A 20,927-nucleotide genomic window follows, 5' to 3' on the forward strand; every position below is an offset into this window, starting at 1 on the left:
GGGCCTAGGCCGACGCCGTGCCCGACGGCAGCCGCCCCTGTGGCTGGCGGTTCCGCCGCCAGCGCCGGATGAGATCGATGACGGCCAGCAGCCCCGCGAGGGGCGAAAGGACGGCTGCAGCGTAGACGAACAGGAGCCACCCGAGGATCGTCAGCGGCGTCTGGCTGGTGCTCAGCAGGGACAGCCCGCCGAACAGGCCGAGGGTCCAGAAAAGGACCACTCCGAACAGCACCGCCGCCGCCGGGAAATACTCGTTCCTCACGATGGATTTCAAGGTTTCCATGGACCCTCCTCATGCCGGGCGGTGGGAAGTGCGCCGGGGTCTTTCCCAGTATGGGGCCAGCGGCAGCCGGATTTACGGCGAACGCGGGCCTAGTGATGAAGATAACTCAGCCGGCGGCCGGGGCTTGCAGGAATTTGCGCTCCAGATCCGCGAAGATGGCCGCGGCGAGGCGTTCGAGCTGCTTCGCGGGGGCCTGAGGCCGTCGTGCGCTCAGACCGCGGCCCGCACCCGCTGCAGGAACGAATCAAGGACACGCCCGGCATTCTCATGCATACGCCGGGATTCGCCCGCAGGAAGTTGCCGGCCCTTGGGCCCGTTCAGCCGTTCGCCCAGATAGAGCAGCGCGGCCAGGACCTCGGAGAGTTCAGAGTTGCCTTCGGCGCGCTGCCGCAGGAGCCGAAGGTGCGCCTCCTGGAGAGCCGGCCCGGGCGCACAGCCCAGGTCGCGGTCAAAGAGCCGGCGGCAACGGTCGTACGCCGCGAGTCCCTCCACCGGCAGGCCTGCCTGCTCGTAGGCCGTCACCAGCACGGTCCAGGCCCTTTCGTTGAGGGGCTCGGACCGGATGGCTGCCTGGGCCAGATTCACGGCGACGTCGGGCTTGTCCAGGAGCGCCGCGGTCTCTGCGGCGAAGATCTGTGCCGTCACTTTCACGGCTGCGTGGTGTGTCCGTGCCTCCTCGGCCCATTCGGAGGCGAGTTCGAATCCCAGCAGAGGCTCGGCGGAAATCTCGAGGGCCTCGAGCAGCAGCCGGTGGGCCGTAGCAGGCTCGGACTCGCCGGCGGCATGGACCAACCGGCGGAAATTAGCGAGATCCAGGTCCACGAGCTGCGGATCCAGGACGTAGCCGCTGTTCGCCGTGCGGAGCGGGCCGGTCTTGGTCTGGCCGGGCTGGATGGCACGCCGGATCCCGCTGACATAGCTCTCCAGTGTTGCGACGGCGCCGTCGCTGGCACCCGGTCCCCAGAGGATTTCGATCAGCCGGGTCTTGGAAACCGGCGTTCCCAGGTTCAGCAGAAGGATTTCAAGAATATGCCGCGGCTTGACTCCGCCCATGTCCGCGGCAGTGAGTGCCAGGCCATTGCGGCGTACTTCGAACGCTCCGAAGAGGCGAACTGTAATTGTCGGTGTAGCTCCGGTCGGGTTTTCCACGATGTGCTCCGATTCCCCAGACAAGACGAATTTAATCGCAAGTGGGAGGAAATCACTGCCGAACCAGGCGATTCTGAGACCCTGTTCCCTCCGACTTTCCAATGACACCGTGGCACGCCAGACTTGGCGCAACAAGCGCTGAAACTACCCGATCTTTTCGCCTGAGAAAGACGCGTACCGGTGTCAGTAGGGTCGAGTAAGCCTGCGGAGCCATTAGCAGGTACACGGCAGGCGAAGCAAGTATTTTTCCCAGGAAAATCGTGGGGACGCGAGTACTCGCGGAGACGGTCCCCAGCAGGGAGGAAACCGCCGATTCCGGCGTCCGCCAGGCCTATGCGCGTCGGCGGCAGGAGCCCGGCGCCGGGGCAGCGAAGCTGGTCCGCCGGGGCGGTTGGCTGCCACCACGCTACTGCTTCTCGGTCATCTCCTCGGGAACCGCCACGACGTGCAGTTCGGCGCCGTCCCGCAGCACGGCCAGGTCCAGCGGCGCCCCGATGGCCTCGGCGAACAGCAGCTTCTGGAGGCTCTCGGCATTGGACACAGACGTCGTGCCGACGCTCAGGAGAACATCCCCGGCGCGGAGGCCCGCGCGGTCGGCAGGAGATCCCGTCAGGACCTCGACGACGAGCAGGCCCTCCCGGTGTCCGGTCCGGACCACGGCGCTGGCCTGGAGCTGGATGGGCGTGTTGACCAGGCCCACGTACGCCCGCCGGACGCGCCCGTCCCGGAGCAGCGAGGCAATGATCCGCCGGGAGGTGGCATTGACGGGCACGGCCAGGCCCAGGCCGGCCCCGGCCACGGCCGTGTTGATACCGACGATCCGCCCGCGGGCGTCCGCCAACGCACCGCCGGAACTGCCCGCGTTGAGCGCCGCGTCGGTCTGGATGACGTCCTCGATCATGCGGCGGTTGCGCCCGGACCACACGGGGATCGACCGGCCCAGGCCGCTGACCACCCCGGCCGTCACGGAGCCCGACAATCCCAGCGGGTTGCCGACTGCGATGACCAGCTGGCCGACCTTAAGCGACTCGGCGTCGCCGAATTCCGCCGGCGTCGCGGTGGGGGCCCTGCCGTGGACGACGGCGAGATCCGAGAGCGGGTCCGCCCCCACCACCTCGACCTGGGAGCGGGTCCCGTCGGCAAAGACTGCATGGCCGCCCGGCGTGCCGGCCACCACGTGGGCGTTGGTGACGAGGTAGCCGTCCGAGGTGAAAAGGACCGCCGAACCCGCCCCGACGCGGAATCTTCCGTTGCGTCCGCTGCCCGTCATTTCGATGGCGGCTACGCGCGGGGTGACAGTCTCGGCCACCCGGACAACGGTCGCAGAATACGAATCGAGCGGATCCTCGGACCCCTCTGATCCGCCAACCCGGCTGATGGCAGTGGCCACGGTGCACCTCCTACGAACCGGTACTTATCTAAGTCAACCACCGGCGCTGCGCCGGTAGTCCTGCGTGCCCTACGCCGTCAGAGAAACACGCCGCGTGTCACGCGCCGGACCAATAGTTCAGCCAGCCGCCGATCCGCCGCTAGGCTCGGGAGGAGACCAGCCCAACAGCTACAGGAGAACCTACGTGAACGCAGCGTCCGCAACACCTGATCCGCTGCCTCCGCTGGGCCTCATCTGGGGCATCAAGCGCAGTTTCATCGCCTACATCACGGGCCTGCCGGACGGCACGGTCGCCGCGACGGACGGCGCCACGATAGTCGAATCCAGCCTGTTCTGCTTCGCTCCGGAAGAATCCGACTACGACGTCGCGCTCGGCACGGGGGTGCTCCGCTTTCGGGGGGACGTCCGCCTCGCGGGCCACCACGGAATGCTGTTCGTCAGGCTGTTGGATCCGTGGGTCGCGTTCACCGGCGGCCGCGGGGTCCTGTCCATCAGCACCGGCGGCAACGGCGGCCAGGACCGCACCGCGGTCGGGTTCCTGCACGCCGCGGCCCCCCGCGAAGTCGACGGGTCCCTCCTCTGGGAGGACGTCGAGGTAGTGATCTCTCCCGAAGGTGCGGAACTGTTCGACGGGCAGTACGCGGCCCAACAGTCGATGGACCCCCTCTTCATCAGGGTGAAGGCGTAGCCATACGTCGTCCCGGCGATCATCGGACGGAACACGGCCCAGGCGGCTCCCCTGCCGCCGGCCGAGAACTACGGATCGGTTCCGTGACGGCGGCCATCGCCGGCGCCGTGGGGATGGCGCGGCGTTCTCGGAGTCCAGGCGGGTCCACCACACCTTTCCACCATGGAAGAGCCCGGGTATTCGACGCGCAGGTTCCGGGGCGGTGCAAGGAGTGATTTCGCTGTGTCCCCGGAGCCCGACGGCGAAGCCACAGATCCGTTGTCCGTCCACCTCACCGCCCGGTTCGGTCTGCACACCCACTTCCGCGGCCGCACGCTGTACGTCCCCAACACGCATGGCCCCTGGCCGCTGTACCGCGCAGACCTGATCCTGCACGATGATGAACTGGTGGGCGCGGCGGGGATCACCGTCGTGGGGCCGCCCGAGTCCGTGCTGTTCTCACCCGGAGTCCGCACGCACTTCGGCCGGCCGCGAGTACTGGAGCATCCCTGACGCCGGAAGCTCTGACGCGGGGGATGTCGGCGGCGACAATATTGTCGCACCCGCTCTTTAGAGTTGATTCATGGACGCCACGAGGGAGTTCGTTCGTTTTCAGGACACGGCACCGGGGACACCCCAGGCCGGAGATCCTGTCCCGGGCCGCGCTGTCCTGGGCCGTGCCCTGGGCTTGCTCCGGACGGTGGGCGCGACGGCGGTCGAGGATGCTGTGGCCTTCGGACTGACCGACGCCTCCGATTTCGCCGGCCGGGTGGAGGAACTCTCGCGGACCGTGGAGTATCTGCAGCTCGTCGCGGCCGGGGCGGTGGACCGGGCCAGGAAACTGCCGGCGGCAACGGCTTTCACGGGCACCACATCGTGGGCTACCGGGTGGCGGGAGAGCCCCAGCGACAGCCCTGCCGGCAGCACCAGCGGCAGCCCCGCCGGCTGCCCGGGCGGAGCCGCCGCGGCTGGCGCTGCCGTGGCGGCCAACCCGGGCGGCGCCGCCGCCGGGGCTGGCGCTTCCGTGGCGGCCTCCGTGGCCGTGCCGCTGGATGACGGCTGCCGGAACACCACGGAGTTCCTGCGGGCGCGGCTGCGGATCAGCGCCGCGGAGGCCCGCCGCCGGCTCTCCCTTGCCGGCAGCGTCCTGCCGCGCCCGGTACTCGCCGGCCGGCAGCCGCTGCCTGCCCTCCGCACGGAACTCGCAGAAGCCCTCGCCGCCGGGGAGGTCGCGTCCCGGTCCGCGACCCTCATCGCCCTGGCCCTGGACGGCGTCCGGCACAGCTGCGACGCCGGAGCCGCGGCGGCGATGGAGCCGCGGCGGCGATGGAGCACGCCCTGACGCGCACCGCCGCCGAGAACGACCCCGACTTCCTGGCACGGATCGCCCGGCGCTGGACCGACGCCCTGGACCAGGACGGCACCGAACCCTCCGAAGAACTCCTGCGCCAGCTCCAGGGCGCCTTCATCCGCCGCACCCGCCACGGCCTGCACCACCTGGAAATCTTCGCGACCGCCGACCAGTTCGAACAGCTCCTCACCGTCATGAACACCGCCACCAACCCCCGCACCAGCGGCACGGGACCATCCAGCGCTTCCAGCGACGGCCAGGATCCCGGGCCCGGCCCCGCCCCCGCCGCGGCAGCCGCCGGCGGCGGGAACGGTGCGGCCGGTGCGGCCGGAGCCGTGATCCCCCGTGCCGGCGGCGACGACCATGACCCCGGCGCGGCCGGGCTGGACCTGCGCTCCCGCCCGCAGAAACTCCTGGACGGCCTCGTCGGCGCCTGCAAGGCCGCGCTGGCGTCCGGGACACTGCCCGCCGCGGGAGGACTCCGCCCCCAGGTCATGGTCACCATCGACTACCGGGACCTGCTCGCCCGGCTCGGGGACACCACCGGCACCGCGGCCGGCGGCCCACCAACGGCCGGCGGCCCACCAACGGCCGGCGGCCCACCAACGGCCGGCGGCCCACCAACGGCCGGCGGCCCACCAACGGCCGGCAGCCAGACCGGCACGGCCCGGACGGCGTCGAACACCGGGACGCTGAACACCGGAACATTGACCACCGGAACGCTGAACACCGGGACGCTGCTGTTCACCGGACCCGTCACCGCCGCCACCGTGCGGAAGATCGCCTGCGACGCGGACATCATCCCGGTCCTGCTCGGGACCGAGGGCAGGATCCTGGACATCGGCCGGGCCTCACGGATCTTCCCGCCCCATCTCCGCAAGGCCCTCACCGCCCGGGACCAGGGCTGCGCCTTCCCCGGCTGCACCATCCCCGCCCCCTGGTGCGAAGCCCACCACATCAGCTACTGGTCCCACGGCGGGACAACAAGCACGGACAACGGCACGATGCTCTGCACCCACCACCACCACCTGATCCACAAGGAACAATGGACCATCCAAAGCCGCACCGGCATCCCCTGGTTCATCCCGCCCCCGCACCTGGACCCCCGCCAGGCCCCACGAAGAAACCACTACTTCCGCCTGGACTGACACCGCCCGCCCCGCCGGCGCTGGCCCCGTCGCCGGAAGCGTTGGCTTCGAAGGCGCCGCCGTGCACGCTCGCGCGGGAACCACCGCCGCCGCCGGAAGCTGCCCGCTCGTCGTCGAGCCTCACGGTCAGGGAGATGCGTTGCCATTCCCTGCTCCGTTCTCACCCGGGTGGTGCCGGCCGCACGCGGACAGGTGCCAGGATTCCGATCAGCGTGACCGCGGTGATGGACCCGGCCGCCATGATCGAGGCGAGTACGACGATCTGGAAACGCCCCGCCTCCAGGGGTGAGACTCCCCCGAAGATCGCGCCGACGAACGCCCCCGGCAAGGTGACGAGGCCCGTCGTCTTCGTCTGGTCGGTGGACGGGATGAGGGCGGAATACACGGCGCGGCGCGCCAGTTCCAGCGTGGACTGCCGCCGGGTGGCCCCGAGGGCCAGCCATGCTTCGACCTCCTCCCAGCGCTCGATCACAGTTTCAGCGAAGTGCCGGCCGGCCAGGGTGGCGATCGTCATCGAGTTCCCGATCACGATCCCGCCGATCGCCAGGGCGTACCGGGGCGTGAACGCGATCGCGCCTGTGCCGAAGACGATGACCAGGGTCGCCGTGATGCCCAGGGCCATTGAGCCGGCGACGATCCACAGACGGTTCCAGCTCCAGCCGAGGCGGCGGGATGCCGTCACGGCTGCGACGCTGAACATGACCAGCAGTGCGACGGCGACCCAGGCCGGGCTTGTGATCACCCCGCCGAGAATCACGCTGATGACGGCCAGCTGTGCCGCTCCGCGAAGGATGGCGAGTGCCGGCGCAGCACTGTGGGGTGCGCGGAACGCCGAGAGGGCCGCCACTGTGAGGACCATCAGGAGCCCGACGCCGAGCAGGGTCGGCACGAAGTCGGCAAGCTCGGTCATGAGGCCAGCCTAGCGAGCGCCAGGCGCGGGCGTGGTGCGGGGCGGTTTCCGAAGGTTATGTTCCCAGGCGTCGCGCCGGCGCCCTCGACGTCCTGGCCGGAGATGCGACTGCCTGAAGGGCCTGCCGAACCCGGAAGGGTTCGGCAGGCCCCCGGAGCGGCCTACTTCGTGAGGTCCTTGCCCTTGGTTTCGGGCAGCTTCCAGGCCACGAGAGTGGAGATGGCCAGCAGAAGCACGACATAGATGGTGAATACGGACGGGCCGAAGGCGGCATTCGTCCAGCTCTGCAGGTACGGCGCGGTCCCGCCGAAGACGGCGACGGCGACGGCGTACGGGATTGCCACGCCCACGGTGCGGATGCGGGTGGGGAACATTTCGGCGAAGACAGCCGGGCTGATGGACAGTGTTGCCCCCATCAGGACCAGGATGGCCGTTGCGGGCAGGAAGAGCGACCAGAAGCTCTGGCCCACGGTGTTCACCAGCAGCGGGAACAGCACGATCGGCGCCCCGGTGCCGATCAGCAGGTTGGCGCGGCGGCCGAAGCGGTCCGAGAACCTGCCCCAGAAGGGAAGCGAGATGATCAGCACGACGTTGCTCAGGACGCTGGCCAGCAGGGCGGTGCCCTGGTCCATCTTGTGGATGATGACGGCCTGCTGGACGGCGCTGACGGACCAGACGTAGTAGCACACGGTGCCGCCGACGCCGAGGCCGATCACGCGCAGCGCCGAACGCCAGTTCTTGCGGATCTCGGGCCACATCGGTTCGCGGACGGTGGCCTTGGCGGCCGTAAAGGCTTCCGTCTCCTTCATCCGGGAGCGGGCGATGAGGGTGTAGAGACCAAGCACGCCCCCGACGATGAACGGAATGCGCCAGCCCCAGGCCTGCATGTCCTGCTTGCCCAGGAGCAAGTTGAGGATGTAGCCGAAGAGCAGGCCGATCACGATCCCGGACGTGCCGGAAACGTAGATCAGGGAGGACCACAGTCCGCGGCGTGCCGCGGGCGCCGACTCGGCAATGTAGGTCTGAGCGGAGGGCATTTCGCCGCCGTGGGCCAGGCCCTGGAGCAGGCGGGCAATCAGGAGGACCACCGCGGCCCAGGCGCCGGCCGAATTGTACGTCGGTACGAGGGCGATCATCAGCGAACCGAAGGAGGCGAGGCCGACGGTGGAGATCATGGAGGCACGGCGGCCCACATGGTCCGCCATCCAGCCGAACAGGAAGCCGCCGACGGGCCGGGCGATAAAGCCGACGGCGAAGACCGCCATGGCTCCCAGCAGCGCGGCCAGGGGGTCCTTCGGGTTGAATACCTCGGTGGCGAAGTAGATGGCGAACGCGGAGTAAATGCCCCAGTCGTACCATTCGAGGGCGTTGCCCATGCCGGTGGCGAAGAGCGTCTGCCGCTGGGATCTGGTGGCGTTAAGCGACGCCGGGGCGGCCGGTGCCGTGTCCCGCCCGGCCGGGGCCGCGGTGCCGGTTGTAGATTTGTCAGTCATCGGAAGTCCTTGGGTGGAGGTGGAAGGTCAGACGCCGGCGAGCTGGGCCAGGCGGCCCACGGCGAGCTGGGTGTAGAGGGCGGTCCCGTCGACCAGGACGCTGTCATCGAACACGGCACGGGGCGAGTGGTTGAAGGCTGCCTCGGGGCCGCCGCCAATTGGGGTAGCGTCCAGGCAGATGAAGCTGCCCGGCACTTGGGCGAGTACGTCGGCGAAGTCTTCGGACCCGCCCAGCGGTGCGGCCAGGCGGTGGTGGCGTTCGGTGCCGAAGAGCGCAGTGATCTGTTCGGCGGCAAAGGCGGTGTGGGCCTCGTCGGTGACGGTGACACGCCCCCCGACGTGGTAATTGATGTCGACTTCGACGCCGTGGGCGGAGGCGATTCCTTCCAGCAGGCGCGGAATGGCTGACTGCATCTTGGTCCGGGCCTCGGCCGAGTACATCCGGAGGCTGGCCCCGAATTCGGCCGTATCGGGGATGACGTTGATGGCCTCGCCGGCTTTGACCATCCCGACCGAGACGACCACCGGGTCGTGGGCGTTGAACTGCCGGGTGACCATGTGCTGGAGGCCGAGGATCATTTCCGCCATGACCGGTACGGGGTCCTGGGCCTGGTGCGGTGCCGAGCCGTGCCCGCCCCGGCCGATGACCTTGACGAAGAGGGCGTCGGCCGCGGACATCATGACCCCGGGCTTCGTTTCGAAGCGGCCGGTGTTGCCGCCGGCGCTGAAGACGTGGAGTCCGTAGGCCGCGTCAGCCCGTCGGCCGGACAGATCGAGGATGCCTTCCTCGATCATCATCGGGGCGCCTGCGAGCTGTTCCTCGGCGGGCTGGAACATGAAGACGACGTCGCCGGCCAACTGGTGGCGCCGTTCCGAGAGCAGGCGGGCCGCGCCGGCGAGCATCGAGGTGTGAAGGTCATGGCCGCAGGCGTGCATGCGGTTGGCTACTGTCGAGCTGTACTCGACGCCGGTTTCTTCTTGGAGCGGCAAGGCGTCCATGTCCGCGCGGAGCAGGACGGCGGGCCGGGGGCTGCCCTCCGGATTTCCGGGGGCGGTCCCGCGCAGGACGGCGCCCACGGAGGTGAGGCCCTTGCCGAGGGTGATCTCAAGCGGCAGGTCGGCCAGCGCCTCGAGGACCTTCGCCTGGGTGCGGGGCAGCTCAAGGCCGAGCTCGGGGTGCCGGTGGAGCTCATGGCGAAGCTGGACGAGGTCGCCGTGCAGCTCGCGGGCGTCTTCAAGAATTGTCGTGACGGACACTGGGGTGTTCCCTTCGGATGAACCTGGGGTCCACTCAGCGGTGGACGGCTTCATTCGAGTATGTGACCCGCGTCGTATGCAGTCTAAGACCCAGACTGGTGGATCAGCATGCCGCCCGGGCATGAACGGCGTGCATACCGTGTCCCGTCAGGAAACCGCCGATCTGTTCGCCGCCCCCGGGCAGTAATATTTTACACCCCGGAAACATATTGCCGCCCGGATCCTTTTTGTGACGGCAACCGGCGTGCGTCCGGCGGCGGCCCCACTGCAGAGGCCGCCGCCGCGCCGGAAATCCCTAATCCAGCGTGAAGCCGGGCGAACCCGGGACGGAGGCGAGGAGCTTCTTTGTGTAGTCGTGCTGGGGGTTCCGGTAGACGGAGTCGATGGGTCCCTGTTCGACGATGCGGCCCTGGTACATGACCACCACGTCGTCGCAGACCTGCTGGACGACGGCGAGGTTATGCGAGATGAACAGCATGGCGCTGTCCACGGTCCCGCGCATGCCCTGGAGCAGTTTGATGATGTCGGCCTGGACGGAGACGTCCAGGGCGGAGGTGATCTCGTCGGCGATCACGAGCTTCGGCTCGAGCATAAGGGCCCGGGCGATGGCGATCCGCTGGCGCTGGCCGCCGGAGAACTGGTGCGGGTACTTCTCCGCCGCGGACGGGTCCAGTTTGACCCGTTCCAGGGCCGCGGCGATGGCCTCCCGGTGTTCCACCGGGTTGGCGCCGTGCGGGTCCAGGGCCTCGGCCAGGGTCTGCCCGGTGGTGCGGCGGGGGCTGAGCGAGGAGTAGGGGTCCTGCGGGATGTACTGGACTTCGCGGCGCATCTGCTGCCGGCGCATGCCATGCATGCGGGTGAAGTCCTCCCCGCCGATGAGGACCTCGCCGCTGGAGGGCCTGTTGATGCCGACGAGGGTCTTGCCCAGGGTCGACTTCCCGGACCCGGACTCCCCCACGAGCCCCACCACGGTGCCGGCGGGCACGGCCATGGTGACGTCCTTGAGCACGTGGGCGGCGCCGAAGCGGACGTTGAGGTCGGTGACCGACACAGCCTGCAGGGCCGCTGGACCGGCGGCAGGATCCGCGGGACCGGCGGCAGTGCCCGCGGTGTGGGCTGCCCGGCGCCCCGGGCCGACCGGCTGCGGGTCCAGGGCTGCCGGGGGTGTCTGTGTGTTGGCGTTCATGGTGTGACAACTCCTGCGGTAGCCGGTGCCGGGCCGAGTTCCAGGGTGGGAATCGCGGCCAGCAGCGCCTTGGTGTAGGGATGGTGGACGTCGCGGGCCGCGAGCTGGGCGGAGGTCAGCCGCTCGACGATCTCGCCGGACTTCATGACGAGGATGGTGTCGCACAGCGCCTCCACCACGGCGAGGTCGTGGGAGATGAACAGCATGGCCGTTCCCTGTTCCCGGTGGATGCGCCGGAACTGGCGCAGGACTTCGGCCTGCACGGTCACGTCGAGCGCCGTCGTCGGCTCATCGGCGACGATCAGCTTGGGCGAGGTGACAATCGAGGCGGCAATCATGGCCCGCTGCCGCATGCCACCGGAGAGCTCATGCGGGTGCTGCCGCAGCCGGTGGGCCGGCTCGGTGATGTTCACGCTGGCCAGGGCGTCGATGATGACCTTGCGCGCCTTGGCCCCGCCCATGCCCAGGTGGGTCCGGAGGACCTCGGTCAGCTGGGAGCCCATCCGCAGGGACGGGTTGAACGTGGTACCGGGGTCCTGGTAGACGATGCTAATGTCCTTGGCCAGCCGTGACTGGTCCGGGGCGGCGAGCATGTTCATCTCCCCCACGCGGAGCAGGTCCGCTTCCACCGCGAGGTCCTCGGACGGCAGCCCGGCAATGGCCATGGCAGTCAGGGATTTCCCGGACCCGGATTCGCCCACCAGGGCCACGACTTCGCCCGGGTTGATGGCCAGGGTGATGCCCTTCACGAGCTGCGGGCCGCCCGGGATGCTGATCCGCAGATTCTCGGCCCGCACCAGGGCGGTGTCCCCCGCCGGGATGGTGATGGTGCGGTTGCGCTGCAGCGCCCGCCGGAAGAAGCTGCGCTTGGCGCGCGGGTCGGCGTGGGCTGCCAGGGCGTCACCGATCAGCATGACGGACAGGCCGGTCAGGGCAATCATGACCGAGGGGCCCACGGCCTCCACCGGCTGGGTATAGAGCGCGCCGAGGCTGTCGTTCAGGAGCCGGCCGAAGTCGTACTGCGGCGACTGGACGCCGAGGCCGATGAAGGACAGCGCCGAAATCTCCACGAGGGAGAGGGCGAAGACGGTGGCGGACAGGATGAGCAGCGGCTCGGCCATGTTCGGCAGCATGTGCCGGGCCGCGATCCGGACCGGGCTGACGCCCAGCAGGCGCGCGGTGACCACGTACTCGCTGCTGGAGACGGCGGACGCCAGGTTGGCGGTGATCCGGGCGAAGCCGGGAATGCCGGCGATGCCGATCGCGATGACCGCGGAGGACACCCCGGGTTCCAGGACGGCTGCGATGACGAGCGCGAAGATCAGGGATGGGTAGGCGACGGCCGTTTCCAGGATGCGCAGCGCGACCTCGCGGACGCGGCGGCCGGACAGCCAGATGGCCAGGCCGATCACGATGCCCGACACCACGGAAATGGCGGCGGCGCCGGCGGTCATGAGCAGCGTCAGCCGCGTCGCCACCAGGGCGCGGGAGAGCAGGTCGCGGCCGAAGTCGTCGGTGCCGAGCCAGTGCTCCGCGCTGGGCCCGAGGGCCGCGTTGGCGGTCAGCTGCTCAGCGGCCTGCGTCATGGTCAGCGGGGCGATGGCTGCCACCAGGATCAGGGCGGCCAACAGGGCCGCGCCGGTAGCCATGGCCGGAGTCCAGAACTCCCGGCTTCGTAGCCTAGACATCATTGGAGGTAGCTCCCAGGTTGCGGGGGTCGATGATGGCCAGGATCAGGTCCACCAGGATGATGATGAGGGTTGCCAGCAGACCCAGCACCAGGATGATTCCCCGGATCACGGGATAGTCGCGCTGCAGGATCGCGTTCACGATGCCCTGGCCCAGGCCGGGCCAGGCGAAGACGGTCTCGATGACCACGGCCCCGCCCAGCTGCGCGGCCAGGATCAGCCCCGACAGCGTCAGGGTGGTGGTGACCAGGTTGGGCAGGACGTAGCGGGCATTGGTGCGCAGGGCGCCCAGGCGCCAGCCGCGGGCCGTGCGGACGTAGTCCTTGTCCAGGACCACGGCGGTTTCGCGCCGGACGATCCGGGAGATCACACACACGGGGCCAAGCATGAGGGCAGCCGTGGGCAGCACCAGCGAGCTCAGCGTCGCCGCGCCGGCCGCGGGCAGCCAGCGCAGGGTCACGGCGAACACCACCACCAGCAGGGTCCCCACCACATACTGCGGGATCGAGTAGATCAGGCTGGTCAGGAAGTTGAAACCGTGGTCCAGCCACCTGTTGCGGCCGCCGCGGGTCAGGATGGCCACGGTCATGCCCAGCGGCACCGAGATCAGCAGCACCAGCACGATGGCCAGCAGCGCGATCTCCGCGGTGAACGGAAAACGCGTGAAGATCAGCGTGGAGACGCTCTCACCACTGACGAACGAGGAGCCCATGTCCAGGCGCAGGATGCCGGAGACGTAGTTGAAAAACTGCGTGAGCATCGGCAGGTCAAGCCCGAGCTCCGCGCGGACGCCCGCAATCTTGGCCGGGCTGGCCCCGTCGCCCGCGGCGATCACGGCAGGATCGCCCGGGATCAACGGCACGATCAGGAACGTCACCACCGTCAGCACCACGAAAGAGAGCAGCAGACCGCCGAGCCTGCGCAGCGAGAACCCCACCCAGGGGTGGTGGATGAACCGGCCCCCCGCACCCCCGGCAGCAACGCCGGGGGTGCGGGAAGCCTCAGCAGCAATCGAAGAGGTCATGGCCGATGCTTACTTCGTGATCCGCATGGTGCTCTCGTCCGGCTGGCCATTGAACGTGTGCATGGCGAATCCGGACCGGATGGTTACCTGGGAGGGAAGGGAAGACAGCGGCACCACGTGGGCTTCCTGGATCATGACCTTCTGGGCGTCCTGGTAGGTGCCGCAGCGCTGGACGTCATCCGTCTGGGTCATGGCCTTGGACACCAGGTCCAGTACAAGCTGGTTCTCCAGTCCGCCCCAGTTGAGCCCGCCCTTCTCAACGGTCGTGCCAATGACCGGGGAGAGCGCCCCGTACATAGTGCCGCCTGCGTTGATGCCGCCCATGACGGTGACATCCCAGCTGTCGATGTTCTGGGTCAGGTCGGTGCTCCAGGTGGCGAGGTCCACGTTCCGCAGCTCAATGTCCGCGCCGGCTGCGCGGAGGGCTTCGGCGACGTAGGTGTTGGCGGCACCGTTGGGCCCGAATACCTGTGCTCCGACCATGCGGATTTTAACCCCGGCGAGGGTTTTGGCTGCTGCTGAGGGGTCTGACTTGATGAGTATGCCGCTGTCCTTGTTAGAGCACGGCACACCCGGGTGGGCGAACGAGGAGTAGGTTTCGCCGAGGCCGCCGGAAGCGGCCTGGTTGAACGCCTTCGCATCCAGTGCCTGGGCAACACCCTTGCGGCGGGCAGCGTCGGTGAAGGGGTGCCCGGGACGTTCATTGAACATGATGTAGAGGCTGCCCTGGGGGATGGTCTGGGTGTTGAAGTCCTTATTGCCGTCGAAGCGGGTAGTGTCCTTGCCGCGGATATTGGCAATGTCCTTCGTGCCGGTCAGGAGTTCATTGGACACGGCGCTGGCGTTGGCGTTGACGCTGGCCTCAATGGTTTTGGCAGGCGCGCCCTCGATCTTGGTTTCGTAGGCCGGCCAGGTCTTGTAGTCATCCCGCAGGGTAAACGTATAGCCAACGCCGTGCTGCTTCTTGGTCAGCGTGTACGGACCCGAGAAGGCACCGGGGACATCGCCTGCCGTCAAGGCCTTGGGGTCTTTGAGGCCGGCCGGGCAGACAATGCCGGTGGCGTGCAGGCTCATGCCCTGCAGGAGGTCGGTCCAGGGCTGCGCGAGCTTGACAGTCACGGTGCTGGCGGCGTCGTCGGCGGTGACGGTGGCGGGGCCATCGCCCAGAACAAGGGTACGGAAGCTGGACTTGCTGTCCGGGGCGGCGAAGACCTTGAGGGATTCGGCCACGACGCTTGCCGTGATGGGCGTGCCGTCGGAGCAGGTGGCGCCGCTGCGGACGGTGAACGTTCCCTGGGTGGGGGTGATGTCCCACTTGCTGGCCAGGTCCGAGACAATCTTGTTGTTCTCGTCGCGGCGGACCAAGGTGGAGAAGAGCAGCCGGTTGAAGGCGTAGTCGTCGGCGTTCCGGACTTCCACCGGTGCAAACGTCGTGGGGTCGGCGTTGACCACAGTCCGGATGGTGTCGGTGGAGACCTTGCCCGCGCCGGTAGCTCCAGAGGTGGCGCCACCGGTGGTGCAGCCGGTTGCGGCTACGGACACTACGACGGCGGCCGTCGCCAGGGTGGCGAGCCGGCGCCGCCCGGTGGTCCTGGCCGGGGCCTGGGGGTGTTGTTTCACGTGTCGGTCCTTCGATTGATGGGTCTGATGCGGGTGCGGTGTGGGATGCCTCACACCGATACCTGTTGGTCGAGTATGTGACCCAGGTTCCAACGCGTCTAAGACCCCTTTTAATGATTGTCTATGCCATTTCGGCATCAATACTGGCTTTTCGGCGTCTTTGCGGGAGATTTCGCAGCGGGACGCGGCAGCTGACCGATTTTCTTTAACCCGCCGGAAACATATGAACCCTTTGTGTCGCCCCTTGGTGCCCGGCCCCCCCGGCCCTCCCCTTACCCTGATTCCATGTCTCCCACCATCTACGCCAACGCCGCCTTCCACACCCTCGATCCGCGGCAGCCGCGCGTCGATGCGCTGCTCGTCGACGACGGGCTGATCACCGCAACGGGCTCCTATGACGAACTCCGGGCGCATGCCCCGGCCGGGACAAAGTCCGTTGATTTGGAGGGCGCCGTGGCTATTCCCGGCCTGACTGATGCCCACATCCATACGGCGAGCCTGGCGCGGTCCCGGCATGAGGTGGACCTGCGGCCGGCCCGCAGTGTGGAGGACGCCCTGGCCCGGGTCGCGGACGCCACGACGCGCTACGGGGACGGGGACTGGATCTTCGGCGGCTGGTGGGACTTCAACAAATGGCAAATGCCGGTCCAGCCGGACCGCCATGGCCTCGATGCCGCCTGCCCCCGCAACCCTGTCGCCCTCACCAGCGCCGACGGCCACACGGTCTGGGCCAATTCCCTGGCGCTCCAGGAATTGGGCATCACGGCGGACACCCCGGATCCCGCGGGCGGAGAGATCGTGCGGGACGCGTATGGCAACGCGACCGGGATATTGCGGGAGAGTGCCGTGTATCCGGTGCGCAGGCTCGCGGCGTCGGGGGCATCGGGTGACCTCGTGACACAGCTGGAGGAAGCGCAGCGGTACCTGCTGTCGATGGGGCTGACCACGGTCCACGACATCGACGGGACCGATGCCCTCCAGGCCTACTCGACGCTCCGCGGCGCGGGACGGCTGCAGTTGCGGGTCCACAAGCTGCTTGCCCAGGACGACTTAGACGCTGCCATCCAGTCCGGCATCAGGACCGGCCAGGGCGACCCGTGGATCCGGCGCGGCGCCGTCAAGATTTTCGCCGACGGCGCGGCCGGCTCCCACACGTGCCTCATGAGCGAGCCGTTTCCCGGAGGGGACAACCACGGCATGGAGGTAACCGCCTACCCGGACCTTGTCGCGCTGGCGAGGAAGGCTGCATCGGCGGGTATCGCCGTCGCCGTCCATGCGATCGGCGACCAGGCAAACCATTATGTCCTCGACGCCCTCGAGGATATCCGCGGCATCACCGCGGAGTCCCGGTTGCGGCACAGGATCGAGCACGTCCAGTTTCTCCAGCCCGCCGACGTCGCGCGGCTCGCCGGTCTAGGCGTCGTCGCCTCCATGCAGCCGCAGCACTGCCCGAGCGATCTGCCGATCCTCGGCATGGTGGAGGGCCGCGGCCTGGCATCCTACGCGTGGCGCAGCCTGCTGGACGCCGGCGCCACGGTGGCCTTCGGCTCCGACTCCCCTGTTGAGGTGCCCAACCCGTTCCACGGCCTGCACGCGGCCATCACCAGGACCGGCGAGGACGGCCAGCCCGACGGCGGATGGGAGCCCTGGGAGCGGATCAGCCTTCGGGAGGCGCTCCACGCCTACTGCGTCGCGCCGGGCTATGCCTCGGGCGAGGAAGGCATCAAGGGCCGGCTTCGAAGGGGCATGCTCGCGGATTTTGCCGTGCTGGACACGGACATCTTCAACGCGGCCCCGCAGGAAGTCCGGGAAACCCGGGTCCGGCTGACGGTGACGGGCGGAGAGATCCGGTACCGCCGCGAGGACTGAAACCGCCGCCGGAACCGCCGACGTCGCCGGCACTTTCGACGTTGCAATGGCGCCGCCCAGCGAGATGAGCCCGATCACCACGAGCAGGAGCGCCGGTCCCCAGGAGGCGTTGCCCGAGATCGTCAGAAACACGGTGCCAGTGCCGGCATGAAGCCCGCGACAACGGCGGACAGGTCGGCCGAGAGTCCCATGCCGGTGTACTTGACCTCGGCCGGGAAGAGCCGTTCAATCAAGGCGCCGATGATGGCATAGGTGATGGCGCACGGGCCGAAGGCAAGCACCATCGCCACGATGATCAGGGCCGGATCCTTGGTGTCCACCAGCCAGAAGATCGGGAAGGCGAGGGCGATGAAGATCGAGTAGCCGATGATTCCGACGCGCGCCGCGCCGAAACGGTCCGCCAGCCGGCCGGCCACGACTGTCATGACCATCTGCGCGACGGCACCGATCGTCATGGCCGTAAGGATCACCGAGGACGGCAGACCTAGCAGGCGGGTGACGTAGCTGATCATGAAGGTGGTGAGGATGAAGAAGCCGGCGTTGCCCACAAGGTAGGTGCAGACACCGATCCCGAGGCGGCCGGGGGCCGTGCGGAACAGTTCGATGACGGGAGCCTTCTTGGTGCCCTCGCCCGCCTTCAGTTCCTTGAACTCGGGGGTTTCCTCTACGTTCCAGCGCAGCCAGAGCGCGACGCCGACGAGGATGATGGAGGCGATGAAGGTCACGCGCCAGCCCCAGGACATGAAGTCCGCCTGGGGCAGCAAGGACACGAGCGTAATGGCGGCCGTGGAGAGCAGGGTTCCCACCGGGCGGGGCCACGGAGGCCGCGCTGAAGCTCAGGAAGGCGGAGACGGTGGATGCCACCGGGTCACTGCCCGGGAAGAACAACGGGGCGAAGACGATGGCGGCCATGGTGCCGAACAGGAAGAAGTCGTACCATTCGAGCGCCGTGCCGATGAAGGCCCGCGGCGACGACCCTGCCGGGGCTAGAAGGTCCCTGGCCTGTGGCCGGAGCGGTGGCGGGGATAGTTTAATGGTAAGGAAGGGCTGACCACGACGGTACTGTGAGCCACTACATACCCGCCAATACTTTTTCTTGCGAATAAAGATGCCAAACAGGCATGATTTGACCATGAACCTTCGCCGACTCCAATACTTCCTGGCCGTCGTGGACGCCGGCACCGTCACTGCGGCGGCGGAGCGGATCCACATCGCCCAGCCCGCCCTGAGCCGGCAGATCAAGACCCTCGAGCGGGAACTGAAGCTCGCGCTGTTCGAGGCGCAGGGCAACAAACTGGCCCTGACGCCGGCGGGCCGGGCCTTCGTGCCCGCCGCGCGGCGGCTCATGCTGGAAACGCAGAGCCTGGAGGACGCGGCGGACGCCCTCCGGACGGGGCGCGTGGCGACGCTCGTCGCGGCTGCGACGGCGGCGTCCGTACGCGGCTTCCTGGCCCCGTTCATTTCCACGACCGGCCCGGCGGACCCCCTGATTATCACGCGGGAAACCAGCCATTTTGCCATCACGGAGGCGCTCCTGCACGGCAGCGACTTCGCCGTCTCCCCCGCCGCCCCGGAAGCAGGCCTCAAGACCATGCCGCTGGGCAGCATCCCGCTCACCGCCTACGTGGCCGCGGACCACGCATGGGCCGAGGCCGGGGTGACGGAGCTTCCGTTGTCGGCGCTGTCCGGGCACCACGCCATCCTGCCCTCGCACCAGAGCGTCAGCCGCTACATCCTCGACGACGCCCTCAGCCAGGCCGAGCTGAGCTTCAGCCGCGTCTCCGAATGCGACGACGGCCAGACCATCATGGCGCTGGCGGCGGCCGGGCACGGGATCGGCGTGACCACCGACCTGCCGGTCTACGGCACCCACGCCATCCGCATCCTGGCCGGCACCCACGGGCAGCCCGGCCACGCCCTGCGGCTGCCGCTGCACACGGCGTGGATTCCGGGACACTTTGCCGAGGACACCATCCGCGCCATGGCCCTGCGGCTGCGCGAATTCCTCGACCGGCAGGGCGCCCTGGTCCACGAGTAGGACAACCACCTCCAGGCGATCATGCTGCAACGGCATTGACTATAGACCACAATTGCATTCGACAGCATGAACACGCTTCCCGATACTGGATGAAACTGATGCATCCATAGAATCGGGAGACGTGCATGCTTTTCGACGCGCTGTACACCAACGGAACGTTCCACACGCAAGACGTCCGGCGGCCACGGGCCCACAGCCTCGGGGTCGACAACGGGCGCATCATCAGCCTCGACGATGAACTGCCGGCCCGGTACTTCCGTGAGGTGCACGATCTGGCGGGCGCCGCCGTCGTGCCCGGCTTCAACGACGCCCACTGCCACCTCAGCTACGTGGGCCAGGCGCTGATCCAGGCCGATCTCCGCCCGGCCGTCTGCGCCACCATGGACGACGTGCTGGCCGCGGTGGAGCGCGCCTGCGCCGCGGCGCCGGCCGGGGCCTGGGTCCAGGGCTCGGGCTACGACCAGAACCACCTGAACAACCAGCACCCCACCGCCGAACAAGTGGACGCCGTCAGCCACGGCCATCCGGTGTGGCTCATGCACAATTCTCGGCACATGGGCGTGGCCAACACGGCCGCGTTCGAGCGCGCCGGCTACCCCGACCGCCGCAATGTCACCGCGCCCGACGGCGGGGCCGCGCCCGTCGACGCCGACGGCAGGGCCGTCGGCCTGCTCCAGGAGACGGCCCGCGCCCTCGTCACGCACGCCATCCCCGCCCCGACCGTGGACGACGTCGCCGCCATGGTCGGCGCCGGCAGCGCCGCCCTGCTGGAACTGGGCATCACCAGCATCACCGAACCCGGGCTCGGCGCGCCTGCCCATATCGGGCACACGCTGTCCGACCTCGCCGGCTACCAGGCGGCCCGCGACGCCGGCCGCCTGGGCGTGCGCGCCACGGTGATGCCCTACCTGACCGCGCTGCACGGCCTCGGCGACGAACTGCCGGACGGCGACGGCGGTTCCGGCGAGGCCGGTTCCGGCAGCGGCAACGCAGTCCCGCGGCTGGGCCTCGACCTCGGGATGCGCAGCTGCTTCGGCGACGAATGGCTGCGCCTGGGGCCCGCCAAGATCCTGTCCGACGGCTCGCTGATCGGCCGCAGCGCCTTCATGTGCTGCGACTACGACCTCGATGCCGCGCAGGGGCACAGCAACCGCGGGCTCCTGCAGTTCCCGGCCCAGGAGCTGCGGCGGCGGATTATCGGCGCCCATGCCGCGGGATGGCAGGTGGCCACCCACGCCATCGGCGACGCCGCGCTGGACGTGGTGATGGACATCTTCGAGGAGGCCCAGCGGCTCCACCCCCGGCCCGACGCGCGGCACCGGATCGAACATGTGAACGTCGCGAGCGATGAGCAGATCCGGCGCCTGGCTTCCCTGGGCCTCATCCCCGTGCCGCAGGGCCGCTTCATCAACGAACTCGGCGACGGTGCCGCCCGGGCCCTGGGACCCGAACGGACACGGCTGTCCTACCGCGTGAAGGCTTTGCTCGATGCCGGCCTGGAAGTTCCGGCCAGCACCGACGCGCCCGTCGTCTCCGCGGACCCCATCCTGAACATCCATGACCTCGTGAACCGCCGGACCTCCTCCGGCGCCGAATTCGTACCCGAGGAACGCATCAGCGTCGCCCAGGCGGTACGGGCCTACAGCGTGGGCAGCGCCTATGCGGCGCGGGAAGAGCATTACAAGGGCTCGCTCTCGCACGGCATGCTGGCCGACTTCGTGGCCCTGTCCGAGGACATCTACGAGGTTCCGGCGGAGGCCATACGAAACGTCCGCGTCACCGCCACCGTCGTGGGCGGCCGCCTGGCGCATGGGGCACTGTAGGCCGACGCCGGCCGCCTCAGGGGCTACGCCG

The 20,927-nt window shown here is 68.7% G+C and carries 18 protein-coding genes; 7 read left to right on the plus strand and 11 right to left on the minus strand.

The window, feature by feature from the left end:
- Positions 1–4 precede the first annotated feature (4 nt).
- From ACQCSZ_RS09765 to ACQCSZ_RS09775, 3 genes are all read right to left on the minus strand, one after another.
- A complete protein-coding gene (locus tag ACQCSZ_RS09765; RefSeq protein ID WP_427007800.1) occupies positions 5–283 on the minus strand; it encodes a hypothetical protein in 279 nt (92 codons plus the stop codon).
- Between the two features lie 210 nt (positions 284–493).
- Positions 494–1,432 (minus strand): AfsR/SARP family transcriptional regulator, encoded by a 939-nt coding sequence (locus ACQCSZ_RS09770; RefSeq protein WP_427007801.1) that lies wholly within the window; start codon positions 1,430–1,432, stop codon positions 494–496.
- 406 nt (positions 1,433–1,838) lie between these two features.
- Complete coding sequence (locus ACQCSZ_RS09775) at positions 1,839–2,822, minus strand: S1C family serine protease (RefSeq protein ID WP_427007802.1); 984 nt, start codon at positions 2,820–2,822, stop codon at positions 1,839–1,841.
- Positions 2,823–3,006: 184 nt separating this feature from the next.
- Here ACQCSZ_RS09775 and ACQCSZ_RS09780 point away from each other — a divergent pair, with 184 nt between their 5' ends.
- The 4 genes from ACQCSZ_RS09780 (at position 3,007) to ACQCSZ_RS09795 (ending at position 5,988) form a co-directional block, all read left to right on the plus strand.
- Entirely contained in the window at positions 3,007–3,510 is a 504-nt protein-coding gene (locus ACQCSZ_RS09780) for an HtaA domain-containing protein (RefSeq protein ID WP_427007803.1), read from the plus strand.
- Positions 3,511–3,672: 162 nt separating this feature from the next.
- Positions 3,673–4,002, plus strand: a complete 330-nt coding sequence (locus tag ACQCSZ_RS09785; protein WP_427007804.1) for a DUF2071 domain-containing protein — start codon at positions 3,673–3,675, stop codon at positions 4,000–4,002.
- A gap of 70 nt (positions 4,003–4,072) precedes the next feature.
- Positions 4,073–4,831 (plus strand): DUF222 domain-containing protein, encoded by a 759-nt coding sequence (locus ACQCSZ_RS09790; RefSeq protein ID WP_427007805.1) that lies wholly within the window; start codon positions 4,073–4,075, stop codon positions 4,829–4,831.
- Entirely contained in the window at positions 4,816–5,988 is a 1,173-nt protein-coding gene (locus tag ACQCSZ_RS09795; protein ID WP_427007806.1) for a DUF222 domain-containing protein, read from the plus strand. The genes ACQCSZ_RS09790 and ACQCSZ_RS09795 overlap by 16 nt, the downstream gene beginning before the upstream one ends.
- A gap of 160 nt (positions 5,989–6,148) precedes the next feature.
- On the opposite strand, the gene ACQCSZ_RS09800 is transcribed toward ACQCSZ_RS09795, so the two are convergent.
- The 7 genes from ACQCSZ_RS09800 to ACQCSZ_RS09830 form a co-directional block, all read right to left on the minus strand.
- Positions 6,149–6,898: an ABC transporter permease gene (locus tag ACQCSZ_RS09800; RefSeq protein WP_427007807.1), complete on the minus strand. Its 750-nt coding sequence runs from the start codon at positions 6,896–6,898 to the stop codon at positions 6,149–6,151.
- A gap of 161 nt (positions 6,899–7,059) precedes the next feature.
- On the minus strand, positions 7,060–8,391 hold the full coding sequence (locus ACQCSZ_RS09805; RefSeq protein WP_427007808.1) for an MFS transporter: 1,332 nt from the start codon (positions 8,389–8,391) through the stop codon (positions 7,060–7,062).
- Positions 8,392–8,418: 27 nt separating this feature from the next.
- Positions 8,419–9,648, minus strand: a complete 1,230-nt coding sequence (locus ACQCSZ_RS09810) for a M20 metallopeptidase family protein (protein WP_427007809.1) — start codon at positions 9,646–9,648, stop codon at positions 8,419–8,421.
- Positions 9,649–9,943: 295 nt separating this feature from the next.
- Positions 9,944–10,834, minus strand: a complete 891-nt coding sequence (locus ACQCSZ_RS09815; protein WP_427007810.1) for an ABC transporter ATP-binding protein — start codon at positions 10,832–10,834, stop codon at positions 9,944–9,946.
- Positions 10,831–12,483 carry a dipeptide/oligopeptide/nickel ABC transporter permease/ATP-binding protein gene (locus ACQCSZ_RS09820; RefSeq protein WP_427007811.1) on the minus strand — a complete coding sequence of 551 codons (1,653 nt, stop codon included), beginning with the start codon at positions 12,481–12,483 and terminating at the stop codon, positions 10,831–10,833. Before ACQCSZ_RS09820 ends, ACQCSZ_RS09815 begins: the two co-directional genes overlap by 4 nt.
- 31 nt (positions 12,484–12,514) lie before the next feature.
- Positions 12,515–13,546 (minus strand): ABC transporter permease, encoded by a 1,032-nt coding sequence (locus tag ACQCSZ_RS09825; RefSeq protein ID WP_427007812.1) that lies wholly within the window; start codon positions 13,544–13,546, stop codon positions 12,515–12,517.
- Positions 13,547–13,555: 9 nt separating this feature from the next.
- Positions 13,556–15,166, minus strand: coding sequence for an ABC transporter substrate-binding protein (locus tag ACQCSZ_RS09830; RefSeq protein ID WP_427007813.1), 1,611 nt, complete (start codon positions 15,164–15,166; stop codon positions 13,556–13,558).
- Between the two features lie 285 nt (positions 15,167–15,451).
- Between ACQCSZ_RS09830 and ACQCSZ_RS09835 the strand changes: the two genes are divergently transcribed.
- A complete protein-coding gene (locus ACQCSZ_RS09835) occupies positions 15,452–17,035 on the plus strand; it encodes an amidohydrolase (protein ID WP_427007814.1) in 1,584 nt (527 codons plus the stop codon).
- 122 nt (positions 17,036–17,157) lie between these two features.
- Here the strand turns inward: ACQCSZ_RS09835 and ACQCSZ_RS09840 are convergent, their stop codons facing one another.
- Positions 17,158–17,841 (minus strand): MFS transporter, encoded by a 684-nt coding sequence (locus ACQCSZ_RS09840; RefSeq protein WP_427007815.1) that lies wholly within the window; start codon positions 17,839–17,841, stop codon positions 17,158–17,160.
- Between the two features lie 326 nt (positions 17,842–18,167).
- On the opposite strand from ACQCSZ_RS09840, the gene ACQCSZ_RS09845 reads away from it, so the two are divergent.
- On the plus strand, positions 18,168–19,073 hold the full coding sequence (locus tag ACQCSZ_RS09845; RefSeq protein WP_427007816.1) for a LysR family transcriptional regulator: 906 nt from the start codon (positions 18,168–18,170) through the stop codon (positions 19,071–19,073).
- A gap of 125 nt (positions 19,074–19,198) precedes the next feature.
- Entirely contained in the window at positions 19,199–20,896 is a 1,698-nt protein-coding gene (locus ACQCSZ_RS09850) for an amidohydrolase (RefSeq protein WP_427007817.1), read from the plus strand.
- Positions 20,897–20,927: the final 31 nt, after the last annotated feature.

This window comes from Pseudarthrobacter sp. H2 (genome assembly GCF_050157045.1).
GTDB lineage: Bacteria > Actinomycetota > Actinomycetes > Actinomycetales > Micrococcaceae > Arthrobacter.

Bases quoted from the DNA above. Each gene is read 5' to 3' on its own strand.
- ACQCSZ_RS09765 (WP_427007800.1), bottom strand. From the start codon at position 283: ATGGAAACCTTGAAATCCATCGTGAGGAACGAGTATTTCCCGGCGGCG.
- ACQCSZ_RS09785 (WP_427007804.1), top strand. From the start codon at position 3,673: ATGGAAGAGCCCGGGTATTCGACGCGCAGGTTCCGGGGCGGTGCAAGG.
- ACQCSZ_RS09790 (WP_427007805.1), top strand. From the start codon at position 4,073: ATGGACGCCACGAGGGAGTTCGTTCGTTTTCAGGACACGGCACCGGGG.
- ACQCSZ_RS09795 (WP_427007806.1), top strand. From the start codon at position 4,816: ATGGAGCACGCCCTGACGCGCACCGCCGCCGAGAACGACCCCGACTTC.
- ACQCSZ_RS09800 (WP_427007807.1), bottom strand. From the start codon at position 6,898: ATGACCGAGCTTGCCGACTTCGTGCCGACCCTGCTCGGCGTCGGGCTC.
- ACQCSZ_RS09805 (WP_427007808.1), bottom strand. From the start codon at position 8,391: ATGACTGACAAATCTACAACCGGCACCGCGGCCCCGGCCGGGCGGGAC.
- ACQCSZ_RS09815 (WP_427007810.1), bottom strand. From the start codon at position 10,834: ATGAACGCCAACACACAGACACCCCCGGCAGCCCTGGACCCGCAGCCG.
- ACQCSZ_RS09820 (WP_427007811.1), bottom strand. From the start codon at position 12,483: ATGGCTACCGGCGCGGCCCTGTTGGCCGCCCTGATCCTGGTGGCAGCC.
- ACQCSZ_RS09825 (WP_427007812.1), bottom strand. From the start codon at position 13,546: ATGACCTCTTCGATTGCTGCTGAGGCTTCCCGCACCCCCGGCGTTGCT.
- ACQCSZ_RS09835 (WP_427007814.1), top strand. From the start codon at position 15,452: ATGTCTCCCACCATCTACGCCAACGCCGCCTTCCACACCCTCGATCCG.
- ACQCSZ_RS09845 (WP_427007816.1), top strand. From the start codon at position 18,168: ATGAACCTTCGCCGACTCCAATACTTCCTGGCCGTCGTGGACGCCGGC.
- ACQCSZ_RS09850 (WP_427007817.1), top strand. From the start codon at position 19,199: ATGCTTTTCGACGCGCTGTACACCAACGGAACGTTCCACACGCAAGAC.